This window comes from Thermus brockianus, from assembly GCF_001880325.1.
Classification (GTDB): Bacteria; Deinococcota; Deinococci; order Deinococcales; family Thermaceae; genus Thermus; species Thermus brockianus.
Genome location: NZ_CP016312.1, coordinates 1,587,362 through 1,604,941, shown reverse-complemented (window position 1 = coordinate 1,604,941; position 17,580 = coordinate 1,587,362). Strand labels below are relative to the sequence as shown.

Genomic DNA, 17,580 nt, shown 5'->3' with positions numbered 1-17,580 from the left:
GGGCTACATGAAGCGCTTGCGCCTTTTGTACGCCTTCACCTCCTTGAAGCTCTTGCGCCCCCCACCCTTGGCCACCCCCAGGTAGAACTCCTGCACGTCCGGGTTCTCCAAGAGGTAGTCCCGATCCCCCTCCAAGACGATCCGGCCCGTTTCCATGATGTAGCCGTAGTGGGCGATGGAAAGGGCCACCCGGGCGTTTTGCTCCACCACGAGGACCGTCACCCCCTCCTCGGCGTTCACCCGGGCCACGATGTCAAAGATTTCCCGCACCAAAAGGGGCGCAAGCCCCAAGGAGGGCTCGTCCAAAAGGAGAAGCCTGGGCTTCGCCAAGAGGGCGCGCCCGATGGCGATCATCTGCTGCTCGCCCCCGGAGCAGTAGCCGGCCAAGCGGTGGCGGAGGTCGGCCAAGCGGGGAAAGTAGTGATAAATGCGTTCCAGCTCCTCCTTAAGCCGCGCGTCCTTCCGGGTCAGGGTCCCCACCCTGAGGTTTTCCTCCACCGTGAGGTGCTTGAAGACCCGGCGCCCCTCCAGGACCTGGACGATGCCAAGCCGCACGATCTCCTCGGGGGGAAGGCCATGGATGGGCTTGCCCCCATAGAGGATCTCCCCCCGCACCACCTCCCCGTCCTCCGGGATGAGGAGGCCGGAGATGGCCCGGAGCGTGGTGGTCTTCCCCGCCCCGTTGGGGCCCAGGAGGGCGGTGATCCTGCCCTCCGGCACCTTCAGGGAAACCCCCCGGAGCACCTGGATGATGTCGTGGTAGACCACCTCAATGTTGTTGACCAAAAGGAGGATGGGACCGAGGTCCTCTGGACGCGTGGGGTTCAGGCTCATGGCAGGGAAAAGGGGCCCGGGGGCTTCCCCGGGCCCAAAAGGGCTATTTGCCGTAGTGCACCTTGCGGAAGAGGGCCGAGGTGAAGGGGTCGGTGATGGGCACGAAGCGCCCACCCTTGACCTCGAGGATGCGCAACCCCTCCGCCCCGGTGCGCTCGCTCCTGGTGAAGTCCACCTCAATGCCCTGCTTGGTGGACACGGCGAGTCCCGGCTTGAAGGCGTTGGGCCCGTTCATGCCCACGATGGCCTGGTAGACCGTCTCGTTGGTGATGCGCTTGAAGCGCTCCTGGGCCCGCTTCATGGCCTCAATGGCGATGGCCGCCGCCAGCATGCCCGCGGTGTAGTTGTGGTTCTCCACGTAGCTCGCCGGACGGCCGAAGCGGGCCACCAGGTCTTTCTGGAGGCGGATGCCCGGGGTATCGTCCTGGGCGGTAAAGTAGGGGCTTGCCCAGAGGAAGCCTTCCGCCGCCTCCCCCGCCAGGGCGATCAGGTCCACCCCACCGGTGTACACCGCCCCCAGGTGCCGCATCTTGCCCGAGAGGCCCAGCCTCCGGGTGTCCTTGAGGATGTTGGCCACCGGCCCCGCCACGTTTTGGTGGACCACGAACTCCACCCCCGCCCCCTCAAAGCGCCGGAGAAGGGCGGTGTTGTCCAGGTTGCCCGCCCCCACCTCCTGCACGTCCACGATCTGGAGGCCGAGCTGCTGCGCCGCCTTCCGGGCGTCCTCCACGGGGGCTCGGCCAAAGGGAGAGGGGTGGACCACCAGGGCCACCTTAGCCCCCCGCTTCTGCTTGGCGATGTACTCCAAAAGGGCCACCACCTGCTCGGAGTAGGTGGAAACCGGGATGAAGTAGTAGTCCCCGTTGGGCGGGTCAATCAGGCCCACGTGGTTGGAGGCGGGCAGGGTGGGGATCTTGAGCTCCTGGATGAGGGCCTTCATCTGGAGCATGGCCCCCGTGCTGTAGCCCAGATAGATGGGGATTTTAAAGCGGTCCACCGCCTCCTCAAAGAGGCGTTGCGTGGTGGCGTTATCGTAGCGGTCATCCCGCACCACGCAGTTCAGCACCACCCCCGGGATGGCCCGGGCCATGTGCCGGCAGTAGTCCTCTATCCCCGCGCCGTAAGGGGCCCCCGTCTCCGAGGTGGGGCCGGTGATGGCCCCCGACCAGAAGAGGGTCACCTGTTGTTGGCCTAAGGCCAGGCCCAACGCCGCCAAAACCGCCACCAAACCCTTGCGCATACTTCCCTCCTAGTACTTGAACGGCCACGTGCGGAGGTAGCTCCGCACGATGCGCCACCAGTTGTAAAGCCCCCTGGGCTCAAACATGAGGAAGAGGACGATGATGAGCCCAAAGGCCAAGGGCCTGAGGGCGCTGGCCACATCCACCCCCGCCACGCTGAAGCCCAAGGCCTTGATGAGGTTGGAAAGGGCCTCCATGTTCACGTCCAAAAGGACGAGGAAAAGGGGTCCAAGGAAGCTTCCCACCAAGGTGCCCAACCCCCCCACGATGGCCATGGCCAGGTACTTCACCGAGTGGGCGAAGACGTAGTCCTCTATGACCACCGCCCGGGAAAGGTAGGCGTACAGCACCCCCGCCACCCCGGCGTAAAAGGCCCCCAGGGCGAAGGCGAAAAGCTTGGTGCGCCCGGGGTCCATGCCCATGGCGTCCGCCGCCCGGTCGTTGTCCCGCACGGCGATGAGGGCGCGGCCGTACTTGGTGCGCAGGAGGTTGCGGAAAAAGAGGGCGAGGAGGACGAGGGTTGCCAAGGAAGCGTAGTACCAGAAGTGGAAGTGGTTGCGGAACCCCGCCTCATAACCCAAAAAGCTCGCCCGGGGCATGTCCATGGCCCCCCCTTGCTTCAGGAGGGGCAGGTGGCCCACGGTCCACTCAAAGATCACCTGGAAGGCCAGGGTGGCCAGGGCCAGGTAGAGGTGCTTCACCCTAAGGCTTGGAATCCCCACCAGAAGGCCGAAGAAGGCGGCCACCAGCCCCCCTAACGGGATGAGGAGCCAGAAGGGAAGCCCCTGGGGGGCGAGGAGGGCAGCGGTGTAGGCCCCCACCCCCATGAAGGCCGCCTGGCCGATGTTGATGAGGCCCGCATACCCCGTGGTGATGTTGAGGCCCAAGACGGCGATGCTATAGACCAGGATCAGGTCCAGGATGAAGACCTGGGTCCGGGAGAGGAGCTGGGGCAAAAGGAGGAGAAAACCCAGGAAAAGGAGGAGGGAAAGGAGCTCCCGGTGGGTGGCAAAGAGGCTCGCATCCTGGGAATACGAGGTGCGGTAGTTTCCGGTCTGCGCCCAAGGGTTTCTCATACGCGCTCAATCTCCTCCGTACCAAAAAGCCCGTGGGGTTTGAACCAAAGGACGAGGAGCAAGACCAGGAAGGGGAAGACGTCCCGGGTGCCCCCACCGGGCACATAGGGGTCCAGGAAGCCCGCCGCCAGGTTTTCCAAAACGCCGATGAGGATGCCCGCCACCACCGCCCCGGGAATGGAATCAAGCCCCCCCAGGATCACCACCGGGAAGACCCGCAGGCCGATGTGGACCAGGCTGTCCAGGTTAAGGCCGGAGATGGTGCCCACCATCACCCCGCCCGCCGCCGCCGCCAGGCCCGCCGCCGCCCAGGCCAGGGCGAAGACCTTGCCCACGGACACCCCGAGGCTCATGGCCGCCATCTGGTCATCGGCCACGCTCCGCATGGCCACCCCCAGGGTGGAGCGCTGGAAGAACCAGGTGAAGAGGAAAAGAAACCCCAGGGTGAGGAAAAGGGCGAGGAGCTGGGCGTAGGAAACCTGGGCCCCCAGAACCCGCACCCCGCCCTCGGGCAGGAAGGGAGGGTAGCCGTAGCTCCCCGCCCCGTAGGGCGTGAGGTGCAGAAGTCCGTCCAGGAAAAAGGCCAGGCCGATGGTGGCCATGATGACGGAGATGATGGGCTGCCCCACCAGGCGCTTGAGGAAAAGCCTTTCCAGAAGGTAACCCACCAGGGCCGTGAACCCTAGCGCCAAGGCAAAGGCCAGGACCACGGGGAGCTTGAGGCCCACCAGGAAGAAGTGGGCGGAAAAGGCGCCGATGGCGATGAGCTCCCCTTGGGCGAAGTTCACCACCCGGCTCGCCTTGTAGATGAGGACAAACCCCAGGGCCACCAGGGCGTAGATGAGGCCCAGGACCACCCCCGAGAGGAAGAGTTCCACCACGAAGCTCATGCCGCCACCACCTCCTCGAGGTCCAGCACGGGCACCCGGGCCTGCACCCGCTGGACGGTGCCGTCCTGGTACCGGTACTCCGCCTCCACCTCCACCGCCTTGGCCCCGGAGTACAAGGCCTCCACCAAGGGGGCGTACTTCTTGGCGATGAGCCCCCGGCGCACCTTGCCCGTGCGGGTGAGCTCCTCGTCGTCGGCGTCCAAAAGCTTGTAAAGGAGAACAAAACGGCGGATCTTCAGCTCTTCGGGCAACTCGCCGTTCACCCGCTCCACCTCCTTGCGGATAAGCTCCGCCACCTCCGGCTTCAGGGACAGGTCCAGGTAGGTGGTGTAGGCGAGCCCCCGGTCCTCCGCCCACTTGCCCACCGTCTGCGGGTCCACGTTGATAAAGGCGGCCAGGAAAGGCTTGCGGTCGCCGAACACCACCGCCTCCTTGATGTAGGGGGAGAACTTCAGCTTGTTCTCCACAAACTGGGGGCTGAAGACCGTGCCCCGCTCGGTGCGCATCACGTCGGAAAGCCGGTCAATCACCACCAGGTGGCCATCCTCCGTGAGGTAGCCGGCATCCCCGGTGTGGAGCCAACCGTCCCGGAAGGTTTCCGCCGTGGCCTCGGGCCTTTCCCAGTAGCCGGCGCACACGGCATCGGACCTTAACAGGATCTCCCCCTCCTCGCTGATCCTCACCTCCGTGCCGGGAATGGGGAGGCCCACGGTATCGTGGCGCACGTCCCCATCCCGGTGGACGAAGGCGATGCCGATGATCTCCGTCTGGCCGTAGATCTGCTTGGGGTTCACCCCGATGGCGTGGAAGAACCGGAACACATCGGGCCCCAGGGCCGCCCCTCCCGTGTAGGCACGGCGGAGGCGCAGGAAGCCCAGCTGGTCCCGCAGAGGCCGGAACAACACCCAGTCGGCGAAGGCGTAGGCCAGGCGCAGGGAGAGGGGCATGGGCCGCCCCCGCATGCGGTACTCCGCCGCCCGGTAGCCCAGGCGGAGAAGCCTTTCGTAAACGAAGCGGTTGAAGCCAGGGCTTTCGGAGATGCGCACCCAGATGCTGCTCTGGATCCCCTCCCAAACCCTTGGGGGGCTGAACATCACATGGGGACCGATCTCTTTCAGGTCCTGCAAAGCGGTCTCCACCGCCTCGGGGAAATTGACGGCGAACCCCCCGGTAAGGGCCATGGCCACGGACATCATCTGCTCCCCAATCCAGGCGAGGGGCAGGAAGGAAAGGTAGTCGTCCGTGGGCTGGAGGGGGTCCACCTCCTGCAGGGCCACCCCCATGTGAATCAGGTTGCGGTGGCGGAGCATGGCCGCCTTGGGACGGCCCGTGGTGCCGGAGGTGGAGGAGAGGTGGCAGACCTCCTCGGGGCTTGCGGAAAGGAGGAGCTTCTCCACCGCCTCGGGGTGTTGCCTCCGGTGCTCCCGCCCCCGCTCCAAAAGTTCCTCAAAGGAGATGAGCCAAGGGTCCTGGTAGCCCCGCATCCCCTTGGGGTCCTCGTAGATGACGTGGCGCACGTGGGGGATCTCGTTCCGGATCTCGTAGAGCTTGTCCACCTGCTCCTGGTCCTCGGCGAGGACCACGCTCGCTCCCGTGTACGCAAGCATGTAGGCGATCTCGGAAGGCAGGGAGCTTTGGTACACCCCCACGCTGATCCCCCGCACCGCCTGGGTCCCCAGTTCGGCGTAAAGCCACTCGGGGATGTTGTCGGCGATGATGGCGAGGCGCTCCCCCGGGGAAAACCCGAGGGCCAAGAGCCCGTGGGCGAAGAGGAGGACCTTCTCGTAGTACTGGGCGTAGGTGACCTCGTTCCAGATGCCGTAGTCCTTCTCCCGAAGGGCCACCCGGTCCCCTTCCTCCAGGGCGCGAAGCCTCAGGAGCTGGGGCAGGGTGTAGCGCTTCATCTCGTAGGAGGGCCGGATCGCCTTCACGCCTCCACCCCCAGGTAGGCCTCCTGTACCCTGGGGTTTTGGGCCACCTCCGCCGGGGAGCCTTCGGCGATGACCTGGCCGAAGTCCAACACGTAGACCCGGTCGGAGATGTCCATGACCACCCCCAGGTCGTGCTCAATGAGGATCACCGTGGTGCCTTGGGCCCGGATCTCCAGGATGAAGCGCACCATGTCCTCCTTTTCCTCCAGGGTCATCCCCGCCATGGGTTCGTCCAGGAGGAGGAGCTTGGGGGCCAGGGCCAAGGCCCGGGCCACCTCCACCCGCTTCCGCACCCCATAAGGGAGGTTCCCCACCAGGGCCTTGCGGTAGGGCTCCAGCTCCATGAAATCTATGACCTCCTCCACCCACCTCCGGTTCCGCACCTCCTCCGCCAGGGCCCGGCCGTAAAAGAGCCCCGCTTGGAGGAGGCCGTAGCGGAGGTGGGTGTGCCGGGCCAGCATGAGGTTTTCCAGCACGGTGAGGCCGGAGAAGAGCTCAATGTTCTGGAAAGCCCGGGCAATGCCCTTGCGGGTGATCTCGTGGGGGCTTGCCCGGGTGATGTCCTGGCCCTCAAAGAGGATGCGCCCTCGCTGGGGGTGGTAGAAACCGGAGATGACGTTCAAAAGGCTCGTCTTCCCCGCCCCGTTGGGGCCGATGATGGAGACGAGTTCTCCTTCCTCCACCGAAAGGGAAACGGCGGAAAGCGCAGCCACGCCGCCAAAGGTTAAGGTGACGTTCTCCACGAGTAGCTGGGCCACAGGCTCCTCCCTAACGACCGTTTGCCGGGAAGTATAAGGGAGGCGGCGGGGGAATGTCAACGTTATACCGCTTGGGTGTAAAAAACCGTTAGACCGGGTACAGGGCTTTCTGTGCTACACTCGTTAGGGTATCGGGGCGTCGGCCCCAGGGAGGGAAATGGATGAAAAGGACCTGGCAGCCCAACCGGAGGAAGCGGGCCAAGACCCACGGCTTCCGGGCCCGCATGAAGACCCCAGGCGGCAGGAAGGTGCTGAAGCGCAGGCGGCAGAAGGGCCGCTGGCGCCTCACGCCCAAGGTGAACGCCTAAAGCGCCCGCCCCCCGCCCCGGGGGGCAAGCTCGTTTCCCTCAAAGGGGACCGGGCCTTCCAAAGGCTCCGCAAGGGCAAGGCCGGGCGGGGGCGGTATGTAAGCGTGAAGTGGCTCCCCGCCCCCGAGCTCAGGGTGGGCATCGTGGTCTCCAAAAAGGTGGGGAAGGCGGTGGTGCGCAACAAGGTGAAGCGGCGCCTACGGGAGATCCTCCGCCGCCTCCACCTGCCCAAGGCCCACCTCCTGGTGGTGGCGAGCCCCGAGGCCCGGGAGGCGAGCTACGTCGAGCTTTTCCAGGACGTGGCGCGCGCCCTGAAGAAGAGCGGGCTGATACAATAGGCGGCGTGCGCAGGCTCCTCGTACTCCTGGTCAAGGCGTACCGCCGTTACCTCTCCCCCCTTAAGCCCAAGACCTGCCGGTTCCACCCCACCTGCTCCGCCTACGCCCTCGAGGCCCTGGAGCGGCATGGGGCCCTTTGGGGTAGCTATTTGGCGGTGCGGCGGATCCTAAGGTGCCACCCCCTGCACCCCGGGGGGCTAGACCCCGTACCCCTTGTCTTCCCTCCCCGGAAGGAGGCGGCCCGATGAGAAAACTCCTCGCCCTTTTCCTCCTCCTCTCCCCCGTCTGGGCCCTAGAGGCTGCCTTCAAGGACATGGACGTGAACGGGGACGGTACCCCCGAGAAGGTGGCCGTGACCAACCTCATGGATCTGGCCTTTGACCCCAAGGGACAGATTGTGGGCTGGTACGTAAAAACCTACAAGGGCACGGCCATCGGCGACTACACCCGGGCCCCCAACCTGGCGGACGGGGCCCCCGTGGTGGCACCGGAGGGCTTCGCCCCTGAAAGGGCTGAGTTCCTGGTGGAGGATGGCCGCCTCCTCGCCCGCTTCCAAGGCCCTGAAGGAACCCTCACCTACCGCCTGGCCAAGGGGCGGTACACCCTCGAGGTGGAGGCGGACTTCCCCCTTACCCTAAAGCTCAAGGCCCAAGGCCAACCCAAGGTTCTCCCGGAAGGGGCAACGGAACCCGCCCCGAGCGGGGAAGGCCTCCTCCGCTACCTGGCCTGGCAGACCCGCCCCAAGGCCGGCTACGCCCTGGTGGCCTTCGCCGAGGGTCCTGTGGCGGGCAAACTGGTGGGCAAGGAAGGGGAAGTGCGGCTAGAGCCCGGAAAAGCCCTCAAGGTCTACGGCGGCCAGAACGAGCTGGTGCGTTACCACGTGGAGGGGCTCCTTTCCCTCCCCGGGCTCTTTAGCCCCAACATCTGGGGCCAGCTCTCCTTAGGCCTCCTTTGGCTCATGGAAACCGCCTTCCGCTACACGGGAAGCTGGGGCCTCGCCATCCTCTTCCTCACCCTGGTGGTGCGCCTCCTCCTGTGGCCCTTAATGCACCAGCAATTCAAGAGCATGGCGGAGATCCAGCGCCTCCAGCCCCTCATCCAGAAAATCAACGAGAAGTACAAGGACGACCCCAACAAGCGGGCGGAGGCCACCATGAAGCTCTACCAGGAGCACAAGGTGAACCCCGCCGCCGGCTGCCTGCCCCTTTTCATCCAGATGCCCATCCTCTTCATCCTCTGGAAGGTCATCGCCAACTACGAGTTCGGCCAGGGCCTCCTCTGGATCCCCGACCTGGCCCTGCCCGACCCCTTCTACATCCTCCCCGCCCTCTACGTGGCCACCACCTTCCTCTCCACCTGGCTTTCCGCCCACGGCAACAAGGACCTCATCCGGCAAAGCCTCTTCATGAACCTGATCTTCATCTTCCTGGTCCTCCAGTTCCCTTCGGGCGTGACCCTTTACTGGGTGCTCTCCAACCTCATCGGCCTGGGGCAGCAGTGGCTCATCAACCGGAGCCTCAAGCCGGTGGCGGCGTAAACTTGAGGCATGGACGAGAAGAAGAAAAGCATTGACGACCTCCTCTCCGACCTCGGGGTCCTGGAGGAAGCCCCGGTGGAGGTGGAGCTGAAGGAAGCGGGCAAGGAAGCCCGCCCCCAAGGGCCCAAGGAGGTGCTGGAAGCCTTCCTGGTGGGCCTCCTCCTCCGCCTGGACCCGGCGCACTACGTGGAGATCCGCCAGGAAGGAAACCTCCTCAAGGCGGAGGTCAAGGGCGGGGACCTGGGCCGCTTCATCGGCAAGGAGGGCCGCACGCTGAAGGCGGTGGAGTACCTGGCGGGGGTGGTCCTGGCCAAGTACTTCGGCGGGGCGTACCGGGTGGTCCTGGACGCCGCCGGCTACCGCAAGCGGCAGGAGGAGAAGATCCGCCGCATCGCCGAGGAGGCCGCCCTCGCCGTGGCCATGACCGGGGAGCCCTTGCACCTCCCCCCATGCGCCCCTCGGAGCGGCGCATCGTCCACATGCTCCTCAAGAACCACCCCCAGGTGACCACGGAAAGCCAGGGGGAGGGCGAGGCGCGGCACGTGGTGGTCTACCCCCGTGATAAGGCTCCTCCGAGCGCTTCAGGGGCGGCTTAAGGAGGCGGGCCTCCCTGAGGGGGAGGCCTTGGACCTCCTGGCCCTGGCCACGGGCCTTTCCCGGAAGGACCTCCTCCTCAAGCTTCCCGAACCCCCACCCCCGGGGGCCGAGGAAAGGGCTTGGGCCCTTCTGGAGAGGAGGCTTTCCCGCTACCCCCTGCAGTACCTCTTGGGGGAGGTGGAGTTCTTCGGCCTACCCTTGAAGGTGGAGGAGGGCGTCCTCATTCCCCGGCCCGAAACGGAGGGCCTGGTGGCCTTGGCCCTCACCCTTCCCCTTCCGCCAAGGCCCAGGATCCTGGACGTGGGCACGGGCACCGGGGCCATCGCCCTCGCCCTCAAGCGCCACCTCCCCGGGGCAGAGGTCTTCGCCACGGAGGTGGACGAGAAGGCCCTGGCCTTGGCCCGGGAAAACGCCAGGCGGCTTGGCCTCCTTGTCCACTTCCGGAAAGCCCCCCTTACGGGCGGGCTTACGGGGCTGGACCTCCTCGTGGCCAACCCCCCCTACCTGCCGGAGGCCTACCGGGAAGAAGCGCCGCCCGAGCTCCGCTACGAAAACCCCCTGGCCCTCTACGCCGGGGAAGAGGGGCTCGCCGTGGCCTGGCCCTTGGCCCTGGAGGCGGAAAGGGCCTTGCGGCCTGGGGGCTTTCTCCTCTTGGAGCTTGCGCCCGAGAACGTGGGCAAGCTGGCCGAGGCGCTACGGGAGCGGGGGTGGAGGGTGGAGGTGCTACGGGACCTGGCGGGTCGGGACCGGTACCTCCGGGCCCGGCGGCCCCCCCAGGAGGCGGAAGGCTAGGAGGGGCCTTTCCGTGGTCCAAAGCTCCTTCTCCGCCACCACCCCCACCCGCGCCACCCCCTGCCGCCCCCTTAGGAGGGCGAGGCCCCGGGCGAGCTCCTCCGGGGAAGGGAAGGTGGCGTATTCCGGAGGAAACCCCGCTTCCAAAAGGCGCTTCCTCGCCTCCTCCCCCAAGCGCTCCAGGGTCTCTTGGTTGCGGGCCTGGGTGGCAAGGCGGAAGGTGGCGCTGGCCAGGACCTCCCCTTCGGCGAAGGCCCGCCTTTCCGGATAGAAGCGGACCCGCACGAGAAGCCTGCCCTCCTGGTACCCCGCCCCCTCGAGGACCGCAAGCCCCGGGCCCCTGACCTCCCCCAGAAGCTCCACCCCCCGGAAGCCCTGGAGGAGGGCCCGCCTTTCCGCCACCCTCTCCAGCACCGCCCGGCCCTCCTCCGTCCCCAGGCGCACCTCCCCCAGGTAAAGCCCTTGGCTTAGCCGCACCAGGCTCTGGGCCAGCTGCCCCTTTTCCCCCTGCAGGACCTCCGCTTGGGCCAAAAGGCTCAGGAGGCGCTCCTCCGCCTGGCGGAGCTCCCGCCGGGTGCGCTCCAAGGCGGCCTTAAGCCCCTCCGCCTCCTGGGCGAGGCGGGCCCGCTCTTCCCTCGCCCCTTCCAGGCGGGCCTGGGCCTTCGCGAGCTCCTCCTGGAGGCGGCGCCTTTCCGCCTCGAGGCTCCTCGCCGCCTCCTGGAGGCCCTTTAGGCGGCTCTCTAAGCCCTGAAGCTCCCGGCTCCTTTCCCCAAGCTCCTTGTTCTTTAGGGTGAGGAGGTTGGCCAGCTCCTCCCGCTCCGCCTTAAGCCGCCCCGTTTCCTGGAGAAGGGCCTTTCGCTCCTGGGTGAGGGCCTGGACCTGGCGGGAAAGGGCCTGGGCTTCCCCCTCGAGGCGGCGCCTCACGGCCTCCGCCGCCGCCAAGGCCTCGGAAAGCTCCCGCCTTTCCACCCGCAAAGCGTTGAGCTCCGCCAAAGCCCGGGCCGCCTCCGCCTCCATGGCCGCCTTGGCCCGCAAAAGCACGTCCCGCTCGGCCCTTAGCGCATCCCGCTCCTTGCGGATGGCCGTGGCCTCCAGGATCACCTCCCGGGCCTCGCGGAAGACCAGGAGGAAAGCGAGGTAGCTGAAAAGGGCAATCCCCACCCCCGTGAAGACGGCGATAAGGGTAGCCGTCTGCCGGGGGCGCAGGCCAAAGAGGCGGTAATGGCGCTTCCCCGCCCACTTGGCCACCTTGTCCCCCAGGTAGGCCACCAGGGCAGCGAGGAAGAGGATGAGGAATAAAAGCGCCCAAAAGGTCATCTAAAGCTCGTAATCCTCACCCAGGTAGTGCCGCCTTACCCCCTGGTCTTGGGCGAAGGTGTCGGGGTCCCCGTGGAAGAGGACCTGGCCGTCGTACATCAGGTAGACCCGGTCGGTGATGGCCAGGGTCTCCCGCACCGCGTGGTCGGTGATGAAGACCCCCACCCCCCGCCTTTCCCGGAGCTCGGCGATGACCTTTTGGATCTCCCGCACGTTCTTGGGGTCCACCCCGGTAAAGGGCTCGTCCAGGAGGATGAAGTCGGGGTCGGTGCAAAGGGCCCGGGCGATTTCCAACCGCCGCCTTTCCCCCCCAGAAAGGGCGTAGGCCAGGCGGTCTTTTAAATGGTAAATGGAGAGCTCCTCCAGAAGGGCTTTGGCCTTTTCCAGGCGCTCTTTTTTGGAAAGAGGCTGGAACTCCAGGATGGCGAGGAGGTTTTCCAGTACGGTCATCCGCCGGAAGGCGCTGGGCTCCTGGGGCAAATAGCCGAGGCCGAGCCGGGCCCTTTTGTACATGGGCAGGCGGCTCACCTCCTGCCCCTTCAGGTAGATACGCCCCGCCGTGGGCCGGATGAACCCCACCACCATGTAGAAGGTGGTGGTCTTCCCCGCCCCGTTGGGGCCGAAGAGGGCCACGATCTCCCCCCGCTTCAGGTGGAGGTCCACCCCCTTGACCACCTCCTTGGGGCCGTAGCGTTTGCGCAAACCCTGGGCCAGAAGCTCCCCGTCCATTACCCCCAAGCCTAAGGCCCGGCCTTTAAGCGCGGATGAGATAATGGGCGAGGTATGGTGGTGACCCGCATTGCCCCAAGCCCCACGGGGGACCCCCACGTGGGCACGGCCTACATCGCCCTTTTCAACTACGCCTGGGCCCGCAAAAACGGGGGGCGCTTCCTGGTGCGCATAGAGGACACCGACCGCGCCCGCTACGTGCCGGGGGCGGAGGAAAGGATTTTGGCCGCCCTCAAGTGGCTCGGCATCACCTACGACGAAGGCCCCGACATCGGCGGCCCCCATGGGCCTTACCGCCAGTCGGAAAGGCTTCCCTTCTACCGGCAGTACGCCGAGGAGCTCCTGAGGCGGGGCTTCGCCTACCGGGCCTTTGAAACCCCCGAGGAGCTTGAAAGGATCCGCAAGGAAAAGGGGGGATACGATGGCCGGGCCCGGAACATCCCCCCGGAGGAGGCGGAGGAGCGGGCTAAGCGGGGCGAGCCCCACGTGATCCGGCTCAAGGTCCCCCGCCCCGGCGCCACCGAGGTGAAGGACGAGCTCCGGGGGGTGGTGGTGTACGACAACCAGGAGATCCCCGATGTGGTCCTCCTGAAGTCCGATGGGTACCCCACCTACCACTTGGCCAACGTGGTGGACGACCACCTCATGGGGGTCACGGACGTGATCCGGGCGGAGGAGTGGCTGGTTTCCACCCCCATCCACGTCCTCCTCTACCGGGCCTTCGGCTGGGAGGTGCCCAAGTTCTACCACATGCCCCTCCTGCGCAACCCCGACAAGACCAAGATCAGCAAGCGGAAAAGCCACACCTCCTTGGAGTGGTACAAGGGGGAAGGCTTCCTGCCGGAGGCCCTAAGGAACTACCTCTGCCTCATGGGCTTCTCCATGCCGGATGGGCGGGAGATCTTCACCCTGGAGGAGTTCATAGAGGCCTTCAGCTGGGAACGGGTATCCCTCGGGGGGCCGGTCTTTGACCTGGAAAAGCTCAAGTGGATGAACGGGAAGTACATCCGCGAGGTCCTCTCCCTGGAAGAGGTAGCCGAGCGGGTGAAGCCCTTTTTGGCAGAGGCGGGGCTTTCCTGGCCCGAAGAGGCCTACCTGCAAAGGGCGGTGGCCCTCATGCGCCCCCGGTTTGACACCCTGAAGGAGTTTCCCGAAAAGGCCCGCTACCTCTTCACCGAGGACTACCCCTTTACGGACAAAGCCCTCGCCAAGCTCCAGGAGGGCCTCCCCCTTCTTGGGGAGCTCCTTCCCGCCCTAAAGGCCCAGGAGGACTGGAGCGAAACCGCCCTGGAAAGCCTCCTCCGGGGGTTCGCCGAGGGGAAGGGCCTAAAGCTCGGCCAGGTGGCCCAACCCCTAAGGGCCGCCGTCACGGGGAGCCTGGAAACCCCGGGGCTTTTTGAAATCCTGGCCCTCCTGGGCAAGGAGCGGGTCCTCAGGCGGCTGGAGCGGGCCCTCGCCCATTCGTGAAAAGCGGCGCGAGAGGGGCTATACTGGAAAGGATGAAGCGGGCCTTCCTCCTCCTTGCCCTCCTTGGTCTAGCCCACGCCCAAAGCGCCATCCAGATGCGCTTTGGCTACGGGGAAACCCTGGGCCTCACCTTCGGCGCCGGGGTGGAAAGCCGCCTAAGGCAGAACCTGGTGGGCCGCCTCACGGCCGAACTCGCCCCCGCCGCCCCGGGGGTAGCCCTTGAGGCCGCCCTTCTCTTCAAGCCCGACCTGGGCCAGTACGCCCAGGACCTACAGGGCCTCCTCCCCTACTTCGGCGGGGGCTTGGGCGGCCTGGTGGGGCCAAGCCCTACCCTAGGGGTGAGCTTCACCCTGGGCCTCGAGGGCCTTCTGGACCCCTACACGGGCCTTTTCGCCGAGGGAAGCTACGTCTATGGCTTTGCCCACTTCCCCAAGGTGTGGCGCTTCGCCCTGGGGGTGAACTTCCGCTAATGGGCTTCTTTGACCGCCTCAAGGCCGGGCTTGCCAAGACCCGGGAAACCTTCCTCAAGGCCGTCCCCTGGGGCGGTAACCCCGAGGAGGTCTTGGAAGAGCTGGAAATGGCCCTCCTCGCCGCCGATGTGGGGGTGGCGGCCACGGAGGAGCTTTTGGCGGAGCTAAGGGCCTCGGGGAGGAAAGACCTGAAGGAAGCGGTAAAGGAAAGGCTTGTGCAGATGCTGGAGCCGGACGAGCGGCGGGCCACCTTGCGCAAACTGGGCTTCCGCCCGCAAAGCCCGAAGCCGGTGGAGCCCCAGGGGCACGTGGTGATGGTGGTGGGGGTGAACGGGGTGGGCAAGACCACCACCATCGCCAAGCTGGGCCGCTACTACCAAGCCTTGGGCAAGAAGGTGATGTTCTGCGCTGGGGACACCTTCCGTGCCGCCGGGGCCACGCAGCTCGCCGAGTGGAGCAAGCGCCTGGGCATCCCCGTGATCCAAGGCCCCGAAGGGGCGGACCCCGCCGCCTTGGCCTTTGACGCCGCCAAGGCCCGCCAGGCCCGGGGCTTTGACCTCCTCTTTGTGGACACCGCCGGCCGCCTGCACACCAAGCACAACCTGATGGAGGAGCTTAAGAAGGTGAAGCGGGCCATCGCCAAGGCCGAACCCGGGGAGCCCGGGGAGATCTGGCTGGTGCTGGATGCGGTCACGGGGCAAAACGGCCTGGAGCAGGCCAAGCGCTTCCACGAGGCGGTGGGCCTCACGGGGGTCATCGTCACCAAGCTGGACGGCACGGCCAAGGGCGGGGTTTTGGTGCCCATCGTGCGCACCCTGAAGGTGCCTATCCGGTTCATCGGGGTGGGGGAAGGCCCGGAGGACCTCCAGCCCTTTGACGCCGAGGCCTTCGTGGAGGCCCTCCTCGAGGCCTAACCCTCCTCTTCCGCAGAACGCCAAGGGCAGTGGCGGCACCCCGAGCCGCAACAGTAGCCCCGCTTGCGGTGGTAGGCCTCCGTGAAAACCACCCGGTCCCCTTCCCAGTAGAAGTCCTCCCCTTCCCGCAAAGCCTCGTCCTCGGCCTTCACAAACCCCAGTTTACGGGTATGCTTTAACCGATGCAGCGCGGCCCTTTCTTGCTTAGCTTCGCCTGGGTGGTGGCCCTGGTGGCCACCTTGGGTAGCCTTTACTACTCCGAGGTACGGCTTTTCCTTCCCTGCGAGCTCTGCTGGTACCAGCGGATCTTCATGTACCCGCAAGCGGTCCTCCTGGGACTGGCCCTTTGGCGGCAGGACCTGGGCGTCTGGCCCTATAGCCTGGCCCTTTCCCTTATCGGGGGAAGCATCAGCACCCTGCACCTTTTAGAGCAGAGGTTCCCCGAGCTCTTTACCCTGGCCTGCAAGCCCCCCGTGCCCTGCTCCGTGGAGTACATCCCCCAGTTCCCCATTCCCCTGCAAGCCCTCATCGCCTTCCTTCTCATCGCCCTCAGCATGGGGCTTTTGGCCAGGGAGGCCAGGCGCTAGGCCAAGCGCCGTTCCAGGGCCTCCTCCACCTCCACGTAAAGGGGCGCAAAGGGAGCCTCCTGGTAAAGCCGCACCCGCCCGAGGCGATGGGCCTCCAAAAGGGCGGCAAAGCCCACCGCCTTTTCCCCCCAGGAAGGAAGGGGCAGGCGGTGGAAGGCCACCCGCCCCCTCAGGTAGGGCCAAAGCCTACTCCAGGCCTCCTCGAGGCCAAAACCCTCCCGGGGCAGGTGGAGCACCGCCTTGCGAAAGGGCCGGGCCGCCTCGGCCAGCACCCGTGGGGGAAGCCGAAGGGAGGGCCTGGGCACGGGCGGAGGGGACACGGGGTAAAGCCTCGCCCGCTTGACCAGGCGCCCCTCCAAAAAGGCCACGGCCTCGGAAAGGTCCAAAAGGACCCGCACCAAGGGAGCCTCCTCCCCTTCCTCCTTGGGCGCCAGGGCCTTTTCCGGGGCCAGCTTGAGCACGAGGAGCTCCGCCAAAAGGGGAAGAAGCTCAGCCTTCGCCTTAAGCTCCTCCGGCACCTGGGAAAGGGCCTGCTCCACCACCAAAAGGACCGGGAGGTCCTTCGGGGAAAGCCGGCCCCGCCGAAGGGCCTCCCTAAGCTCCCAGGGAGACCCGGCAAAACCGGGAAAAGCCAAGCGGATCACGCCAGGACCGGCCGCTTCCTGGGCAGGAGGAGGCCCACCTTCTCCCGCACCTCTTCCATGGTGGCCGCCGCCACCGCCCTGGCCCGCTTCGCCCCCTCCAAAAGGGCGTCCATCACATAGTCGGGGTCCCGCTTGAGGGCCTCGGCCCGCTCCCGGATGGGCCTTAGGGTCTTCATCATCTCGTCAAAGAGGATGCGCTTCACCACGTACGTGCCCACCCCCGCCTTGCGGTACTCCTCCTTAAGCGCCTCCACCAGCTCCTTAGGGGCGAAATAGGAGAGGTAGGTGAAGAGGATGGTCCTTCCCGGGTCCCCGGGGTCGGAAAGCCGGATCCGCTGGGGGTCGTCGGGCAGGTGCTGGATCTTTTGCCAAATGCTCTCCTCGGGCTCCAAAAGCCCGATGGTGTTCCCCAAGGACTTGCTCATCTTGGCCTTGCCGTCAATGCCCGGCACCCGGGGGGCCTCCGGGTTCAGAAGGGCCTCGGGCTCGGGGAAGGTTTCCCCAAAGAGGTGGTTGAAGCGGCGGGCGATCTCCCGGGTGAGCTCAATGTGCTGCACCTGGTCCTCCCCCACGGGCACGGTGTCCGCCTTGTAGATGAGGATGTCCGCCGCCTGCAAAACGGGGTACATGAGGAGGCCGGACCAGATGGTTTCCTGCTTGCTGGCCTTGTCCTTGAACTGGGTCATGCGGGTCAGGTCCCCCAAGGGGGTTAGGGTGGTGAAGACCCAGGAGAGCTCCGTGTGCTCGGGCACGTGGGACTGGACGAAGAGGGTGACCTTTTCCGGTTTGAGCCCGGCGGCGATGTTGACGAGGGCCGCCTCAAAGGTGCGGCGGGCCAGGGTTGAGGGGTCGTAGGCCAAGGGGTTGGTGAGGGCATGGTAGTCCACGATGCAGAAAAAGGCCTCTTGGCCCAGCTTCTCCCCCAAGGCCACCCACTGCTTGATGGCCCCCAGGTAGTTCCCAATGTGGATCTCCCCCGAGGGCTGGATGCCGGAGAGCACCCGTCGCATGGCCTAAGTGTAGCAAAAGGCGATGGCCCCCTTGCGGGGGCCTTTTGGTGCCGGGGGCGGGACTTGAACCCGCACGCCCTTGCGGGCACATGACCCTGAATCATGCGCGTCTACCAATTCCGCCACCCCGGCAGACGCAA

The 17,580-nt window shown here is 66.1% G+C and carries 20 protein-coding genes, 1 tRNA gene and 1 pseudogene; 10 read left to right on the top strand and 12 right to left on the bottom strand.

Translation table 11 applies throughout. The features are described from left to right. Window positions 1–3: 3 nt before the first annotated feature. Genes A0O31_RS08670 through A0O31_RS08645 form a run of 6 tightly spaced genes read right to left on the bottom strand, consistent with a single transcriptional unit; the run spans window position 4 to window position 6,730 of the window. Window positions 4–834 carry an ABC transporter ATP-binding protein gene (locus A0O31_RS08670; protein ID WP_071677516.1) on the bottom strand — a complete coding sequence of 277 codons (831 nt, stop codon included), beginning with the start codon at window positions 832–834 and terminating at the stop codon, window positions 4–6. A 43-nt stretch (window positions 835–877) separates the two neighbouring features. After that, window positions 878–2,074: an ABC transporter substrate-binding protein gene (locus tag A0O31_RS08665; protein ID WP_028494574.1), complete on the bottom strand. Its 1,197-nt coding sequence runs from the start codon at window positions 2,072–2,074 to the stop codon at window positions 878–880. 9 nt (window positions 2,075–2,083) lie between these two features. Beyond that, window positions 2,084–3,151: a branched-chain amino acid ABC transporter permease gene (locus tag A0O31_RS08660; RefSeq protein ID WP_028494573.1), complete on the bottom strand. Its 1,068-nt coding sequence runs from the start codon at window positions 3,149–3,151 to the stop codon at window positions 2,084–2,086. Beyond that, entirely contained in the window at window positions 3,148–4,041 is an 894-nt protein-coding gene (locus A0O31_RS08655) for a branched-chain amino acid ABC transporter permease (protein WP_028494572.1), read from the bottom strand. The genes A0O31_RS08660 and A0O31_RS08655 overlap by 4 nt, the downstream gene beginning before the upstream one ends. Beyond that, window positions 4,038–5,972, bottom strand: a complete 1,935-nt coding sequence (locus tag A0O31_RS08650) for a long-chain fatty acid--CoA ligase (RefSeq protein ID WP_152024422.1) — start codon at window positions 5,970–5,972, stop codon at window positions 4,038–4,040. Before A0O31_RS08650 ends, A0O31_RS08655 begins: the two co-directional genes overlap by 4 nt. Continuing rightward, entirely contained in the window at window positions 5,969–6,730 is a 762-nt protein-coding gene (locus A0O31_RS08645) for an ABC transporter ATP-binding protein (RefSeq protein ID WP_071677515.1), read from the bottom strand. Before A0O31_RS08645 ends, A0O31_RS08650 begins: the two co-directional genes overlap by 4 nt. Window positions 6,731–6,891: 161 nt before the next feature. Here A0O31_RS08645 and rpmH point away from each other — a divergent pair, with 161 nt between their 5' ends. The 6 genes and pseudogenes from rpmH (at window position 6,892) to prmC (ending at window position 10,302) form a co-directional block, all read left to right on the top strand. Continuing rightward, a complete protein-coding gene (gene rpmH / locus A0O31_RS08640; RefSeq protein WP_014516087.1) occupies window positions 6,892–7,038 on the top strand; it encodes a 50S ribosomal protein L34 in 147 nt (48 codons plus the stop codon). Further along, window positions 7,008–7,376 carry a ribonuclease P protein component gene (gene rnpA, locus A0O31_RS08635; protein ID WP_084720338.1) on the top strand — a complete coding sequence of 123 codons (369 nt, stop codon included), beginning with the start codon at window positions 7,008–7,010 and terminating at the stop codon, window positions 7,374–7,376. Before rpmH ends, rnpA begins: the two co-directional genes overlap by 31 nt. 5 nt (window positions 7,377–7,381) lie before the next feature. Continuing rightward, window positions 7,382–7,624, top strand: coding sequence for a membrane protein insertion efficiency factor YidD (yidD, locus tag A0O31_RS08630; RefSeq protein ID WP_071677514.1), 243 nt, complete (start codon window positions 7,382–7,384; stop codon window positions 7,622–7,624). Continuing rightward, window positions 7,621–8,913: a YidC/Oxa1 family membrane protein insertase gene (locus tag A0O31_RS08625; protein ID WP_071677513.1), complete on the top strand. Its 1,293-nt coding sequence runs from the start codon at window positions 7,621–7,623 to the stop codon at window positions 8,911–8,913. The genes yidD and A0O31_RS08625 overlap by 4 nt, the downstream gene beginning before the upstream one ends. A gap of 9 nt (window positions 8,914–8,922) precedes the next feature. Beyond that, window positions 8,923–9,509 (top strand): annotated as a pseudogene (locus A0O31_RS08620) (Jag family protein). Next, a complete protein-coding gene (prmC, locus tag A0O31_RS08615; protein ID WP_071677512.1) occupies window positions 9,472–10,302 on the top strand; it encodes a peptide chain release factor N(5)-glutamine methyltransferase in 831 nt (276 codons plus the stop codon). The pseudogene A0O31_RS08620 and the gene prmC overlap by 38 nt, the downstream one beginning before the upstream one ends. Here prmC and A0O31_RS08610 read toward each other — a convergent pair. Both A0O31_RS08610 and lptB read right to left on the bottom strand, forming a co-directional pair. Further along, window positions 10,234–11,619 carry a DUF3084 domain-containing protein gene (locus A0O31_RS08610; RefSeq protein ID WP_071677511.1) on the bottom strand — a complete coding sequence of 462 codons (1,386 nt, stop codon included), beginning with the start codon at window positions 11,617–11,619 and terminating at the stop codon, window positions 10,234–10,236. The genes prmC and A0O31_RS08610 overlap by 69 nt on opposite strands. Further along, window positions 11,620–12,348, bottom strand: a complete 729-nt coding sequence (gene lptB, locus A0O31_RS08605; protein WP_071677510.1) for an LPS export ABC transporter ATP-binding protein — start codon at window positions 12,346–12,348, stop codon at window positions 11,620–11,622. A gap of 54 nt (window positions 12,349–12,402) precedes the next feature. Here lptB and gltX point away from each other — a divergent pair, with 54 nt between their 5' ends. The 3 genes from gltX to ftsY are packed head-to-tail and all read left to right on the top strand — an operon-like array spanning window position 12,403 to window position 15,199. Next, window positions 12,403–13,815, top strand: a complete 1,413-nt coding sequence (gene gltX, locus A0O31_RS08600) for a glutamate--tRNA ligase (RefSeq protein WP_071677509.1) — start codon at window positions 12,403–12,405, stop codon at window positions 13,813–13,815. 32 nt (window positions 13,816–13,847) lie between these two features. Next, entirely contained in the window at window positions 13,848–14,285 is a 438-nt protein-coding gene (locus tag A0O31_RS08595) for a hypothetical protein (protein WP_071677508.1), read from the top strand. Next, window positions 14,285–15,199 carry a signal recognition particle-docking protein FtsY gene (gene ftsY / locus A0O31_RS08590; RefSeq protein ID WP_071677507.1) on the top strand — a complete coding sequence of 305 codons (915 nt, stop codon included), beginning with the start codon at window positions 14,285–14,287 and terminating at the stop codon, window positions 15,197–15,199. Before A0O31_RS08595 ends, ftsY begins: the two co-directional genes overlap by 1 nt. Here the strand turns inward: ftsY and A0O31_RS12860 are convergent. Beyond that, entirely contained in the window at window positions 15,196–15,351 is a 156-nt protein-coding gene (locus tag A0O31_RS12860) for a C1orf53 family protein (RefSeq protein WP_161489863.1), read from the bottom strand. The two genes, ftsY and A0O31_RS12860, sit on opposite strands and share 4 nt — an antisense overlap. A 30-nt stretch (window positions 15,352–15,381) precedes the next feature. On the opposite strand from A0O31_RS12860, the gene A0O31_RS08585 reads away from it, so the two are divergent. Then, window positions 15,382–15,786, top strand: a complete 405-nt coding sequence (locus A0O31_RS08585) for a disulfide oxidoreductase (protein WP_071677506.1) — start codon at window positions 15,382–15,384, stop codon at window positions 15,784–15,786. On the opposite strand, the gene A0O31_RS08580 is transcribed toward A0O31_RS08585, so the two are convergent. From A0O31_RS08580 to A0O31_RS08570, 3 genes are all read right to left on the bottom strand, one after another. Continuing rightward, complete coding sequence (locus A0O31_RS08580) at window positions 15,783–16,430, bottom strand: chromosome segregation protein ScpA (protein ID WP_071677505.1); 648 nt, start codon at window positions 16,428–16,430, stop codon at window positions 15,783–15,785. The two genes, A0O31_RS08585 and A0O31_RS08580, sit on opposite strands and share 4 nt — an antisense overlap. After that, window positions 16,427–17,440 carry a tryptophan--tRNA ligase gene (gene trpS, locus A0O31_RS08575; RefSeq protein WP_071677504.1) on the bottom strand — a complete coding sequence of 338 codons (1,014 nt, stop codon included), beginning with the start codon at window positions 17,438–17,440 and terminating at the stop codon, window positions 16,427–16,429. Before trpS ends, A0O31_RS08580 begins: the two co-directional genes overlap by 4 nt. 45 nt (window positions 17,441–17,485) lie before the next feature. After that, window positions 17,486–17,572 (bottom strand) — tRNA-Leu (locus A0O31_RS08570). Between the last annotated feature and the right edge of the window lie 8 nt (window positions 17,573–17,580).

Excerpts from the sequence above, each read along its gene's own strand:
- A0O31_RS08670 (WP_071677516.1), bottom strand. The coding sequence starts at position 834 with ATGAGCCTGAACCCCACGCGTCCAGAGGACCTCGGTCCCATCCTCCTT.
- A0O31_RS08665 (WP_028494574.1), bottom strand. The coding sequence starts at position 2,074 with ATGCGCAAGGGTTTGGTGGCGGTTTTGGCGGCGTTGGGCCTGGCCTTA.
- A0O31_RS08660 (WP_028494573.1), bottom strand. The coding sequence starts at position 3,151 with ATGAGAAACCCTTGGGCGCAGACCGGAAACTACCGCACCTCGTATTCC.
- A0O31_RS08655 (WP_028494572.1), bottom strand. The coding sequence starts at position 4,041 with ATGAGCTTCGTGGTGGAACTCTTCCTCTCGGGGGTGGTCCTGGGCCTC.
- rpmH (WP_014516087.1), top strand. The coding sequence starts at position 6,892 with ATGAAAAGGACCTGGCAGCCCAACCGGAGGAAGCGGGCCAAGACCCAC.
- A0O31_RS08625 (WP_071677513.1), top strand. The coding sequence starts at position 7,621 with ATGAGAAAACTCCTCGCCCTTTTCCTCCTCCTCTCCCCCGTCTGGGCC.
- A0O31_RS08610 (WP_071677511.1), bottom strand. The coding sequence starts at position 11,619 with ATGACCTTTTGGGCGCTTTTATTCCTCATCCTCTTCCTCGCTGCCCTG.
- lptB (WP_071677510.1), bottom strand. The coding sequence starts at position 12,348 with ATGGACGGGGAGCTTCTGGCCCAGGGTTTGCGCAAACGCTACGGCCCC.
- gltX (WP_071677509.1), top strand. The coding sequence starts at position 12,403 with ATGGTGGTGACCCGCATTGCCCCAAGCCCCACGGGGGACCCCCACGTG.
- A0O31_RS08595 (WP_071677508.1), top strand. The coding sequence starts at position 13,848 with ATGAAGCGGGCCTTCCTCCTCCTTGCCCTCCTTGGTCTAGCCCACGCC.
- ftsY (WP_071677507.1), top strand. The coding sequence starts at position 14,285 with ATGGGCTTCTTTGACCGCCTCAAGGCCGGGCTTGCCAAGACCCGGGAA.
- A0O31_RS08585 (WP_071677506.1), top strand. The coding sequence starts at position 15,382 with ATGCAGCGCGGCCCTTTCTTGCTTAGCTTCGCCTGGGTGGTGGCCCTG.
- trpS (WP_071677504.1), bottom strand. The coding sequence starts at position 17,440 with ATGCGACGGGTGCTCTCCGGCATCCAGCCCTCGGGGGAGATCCACATT.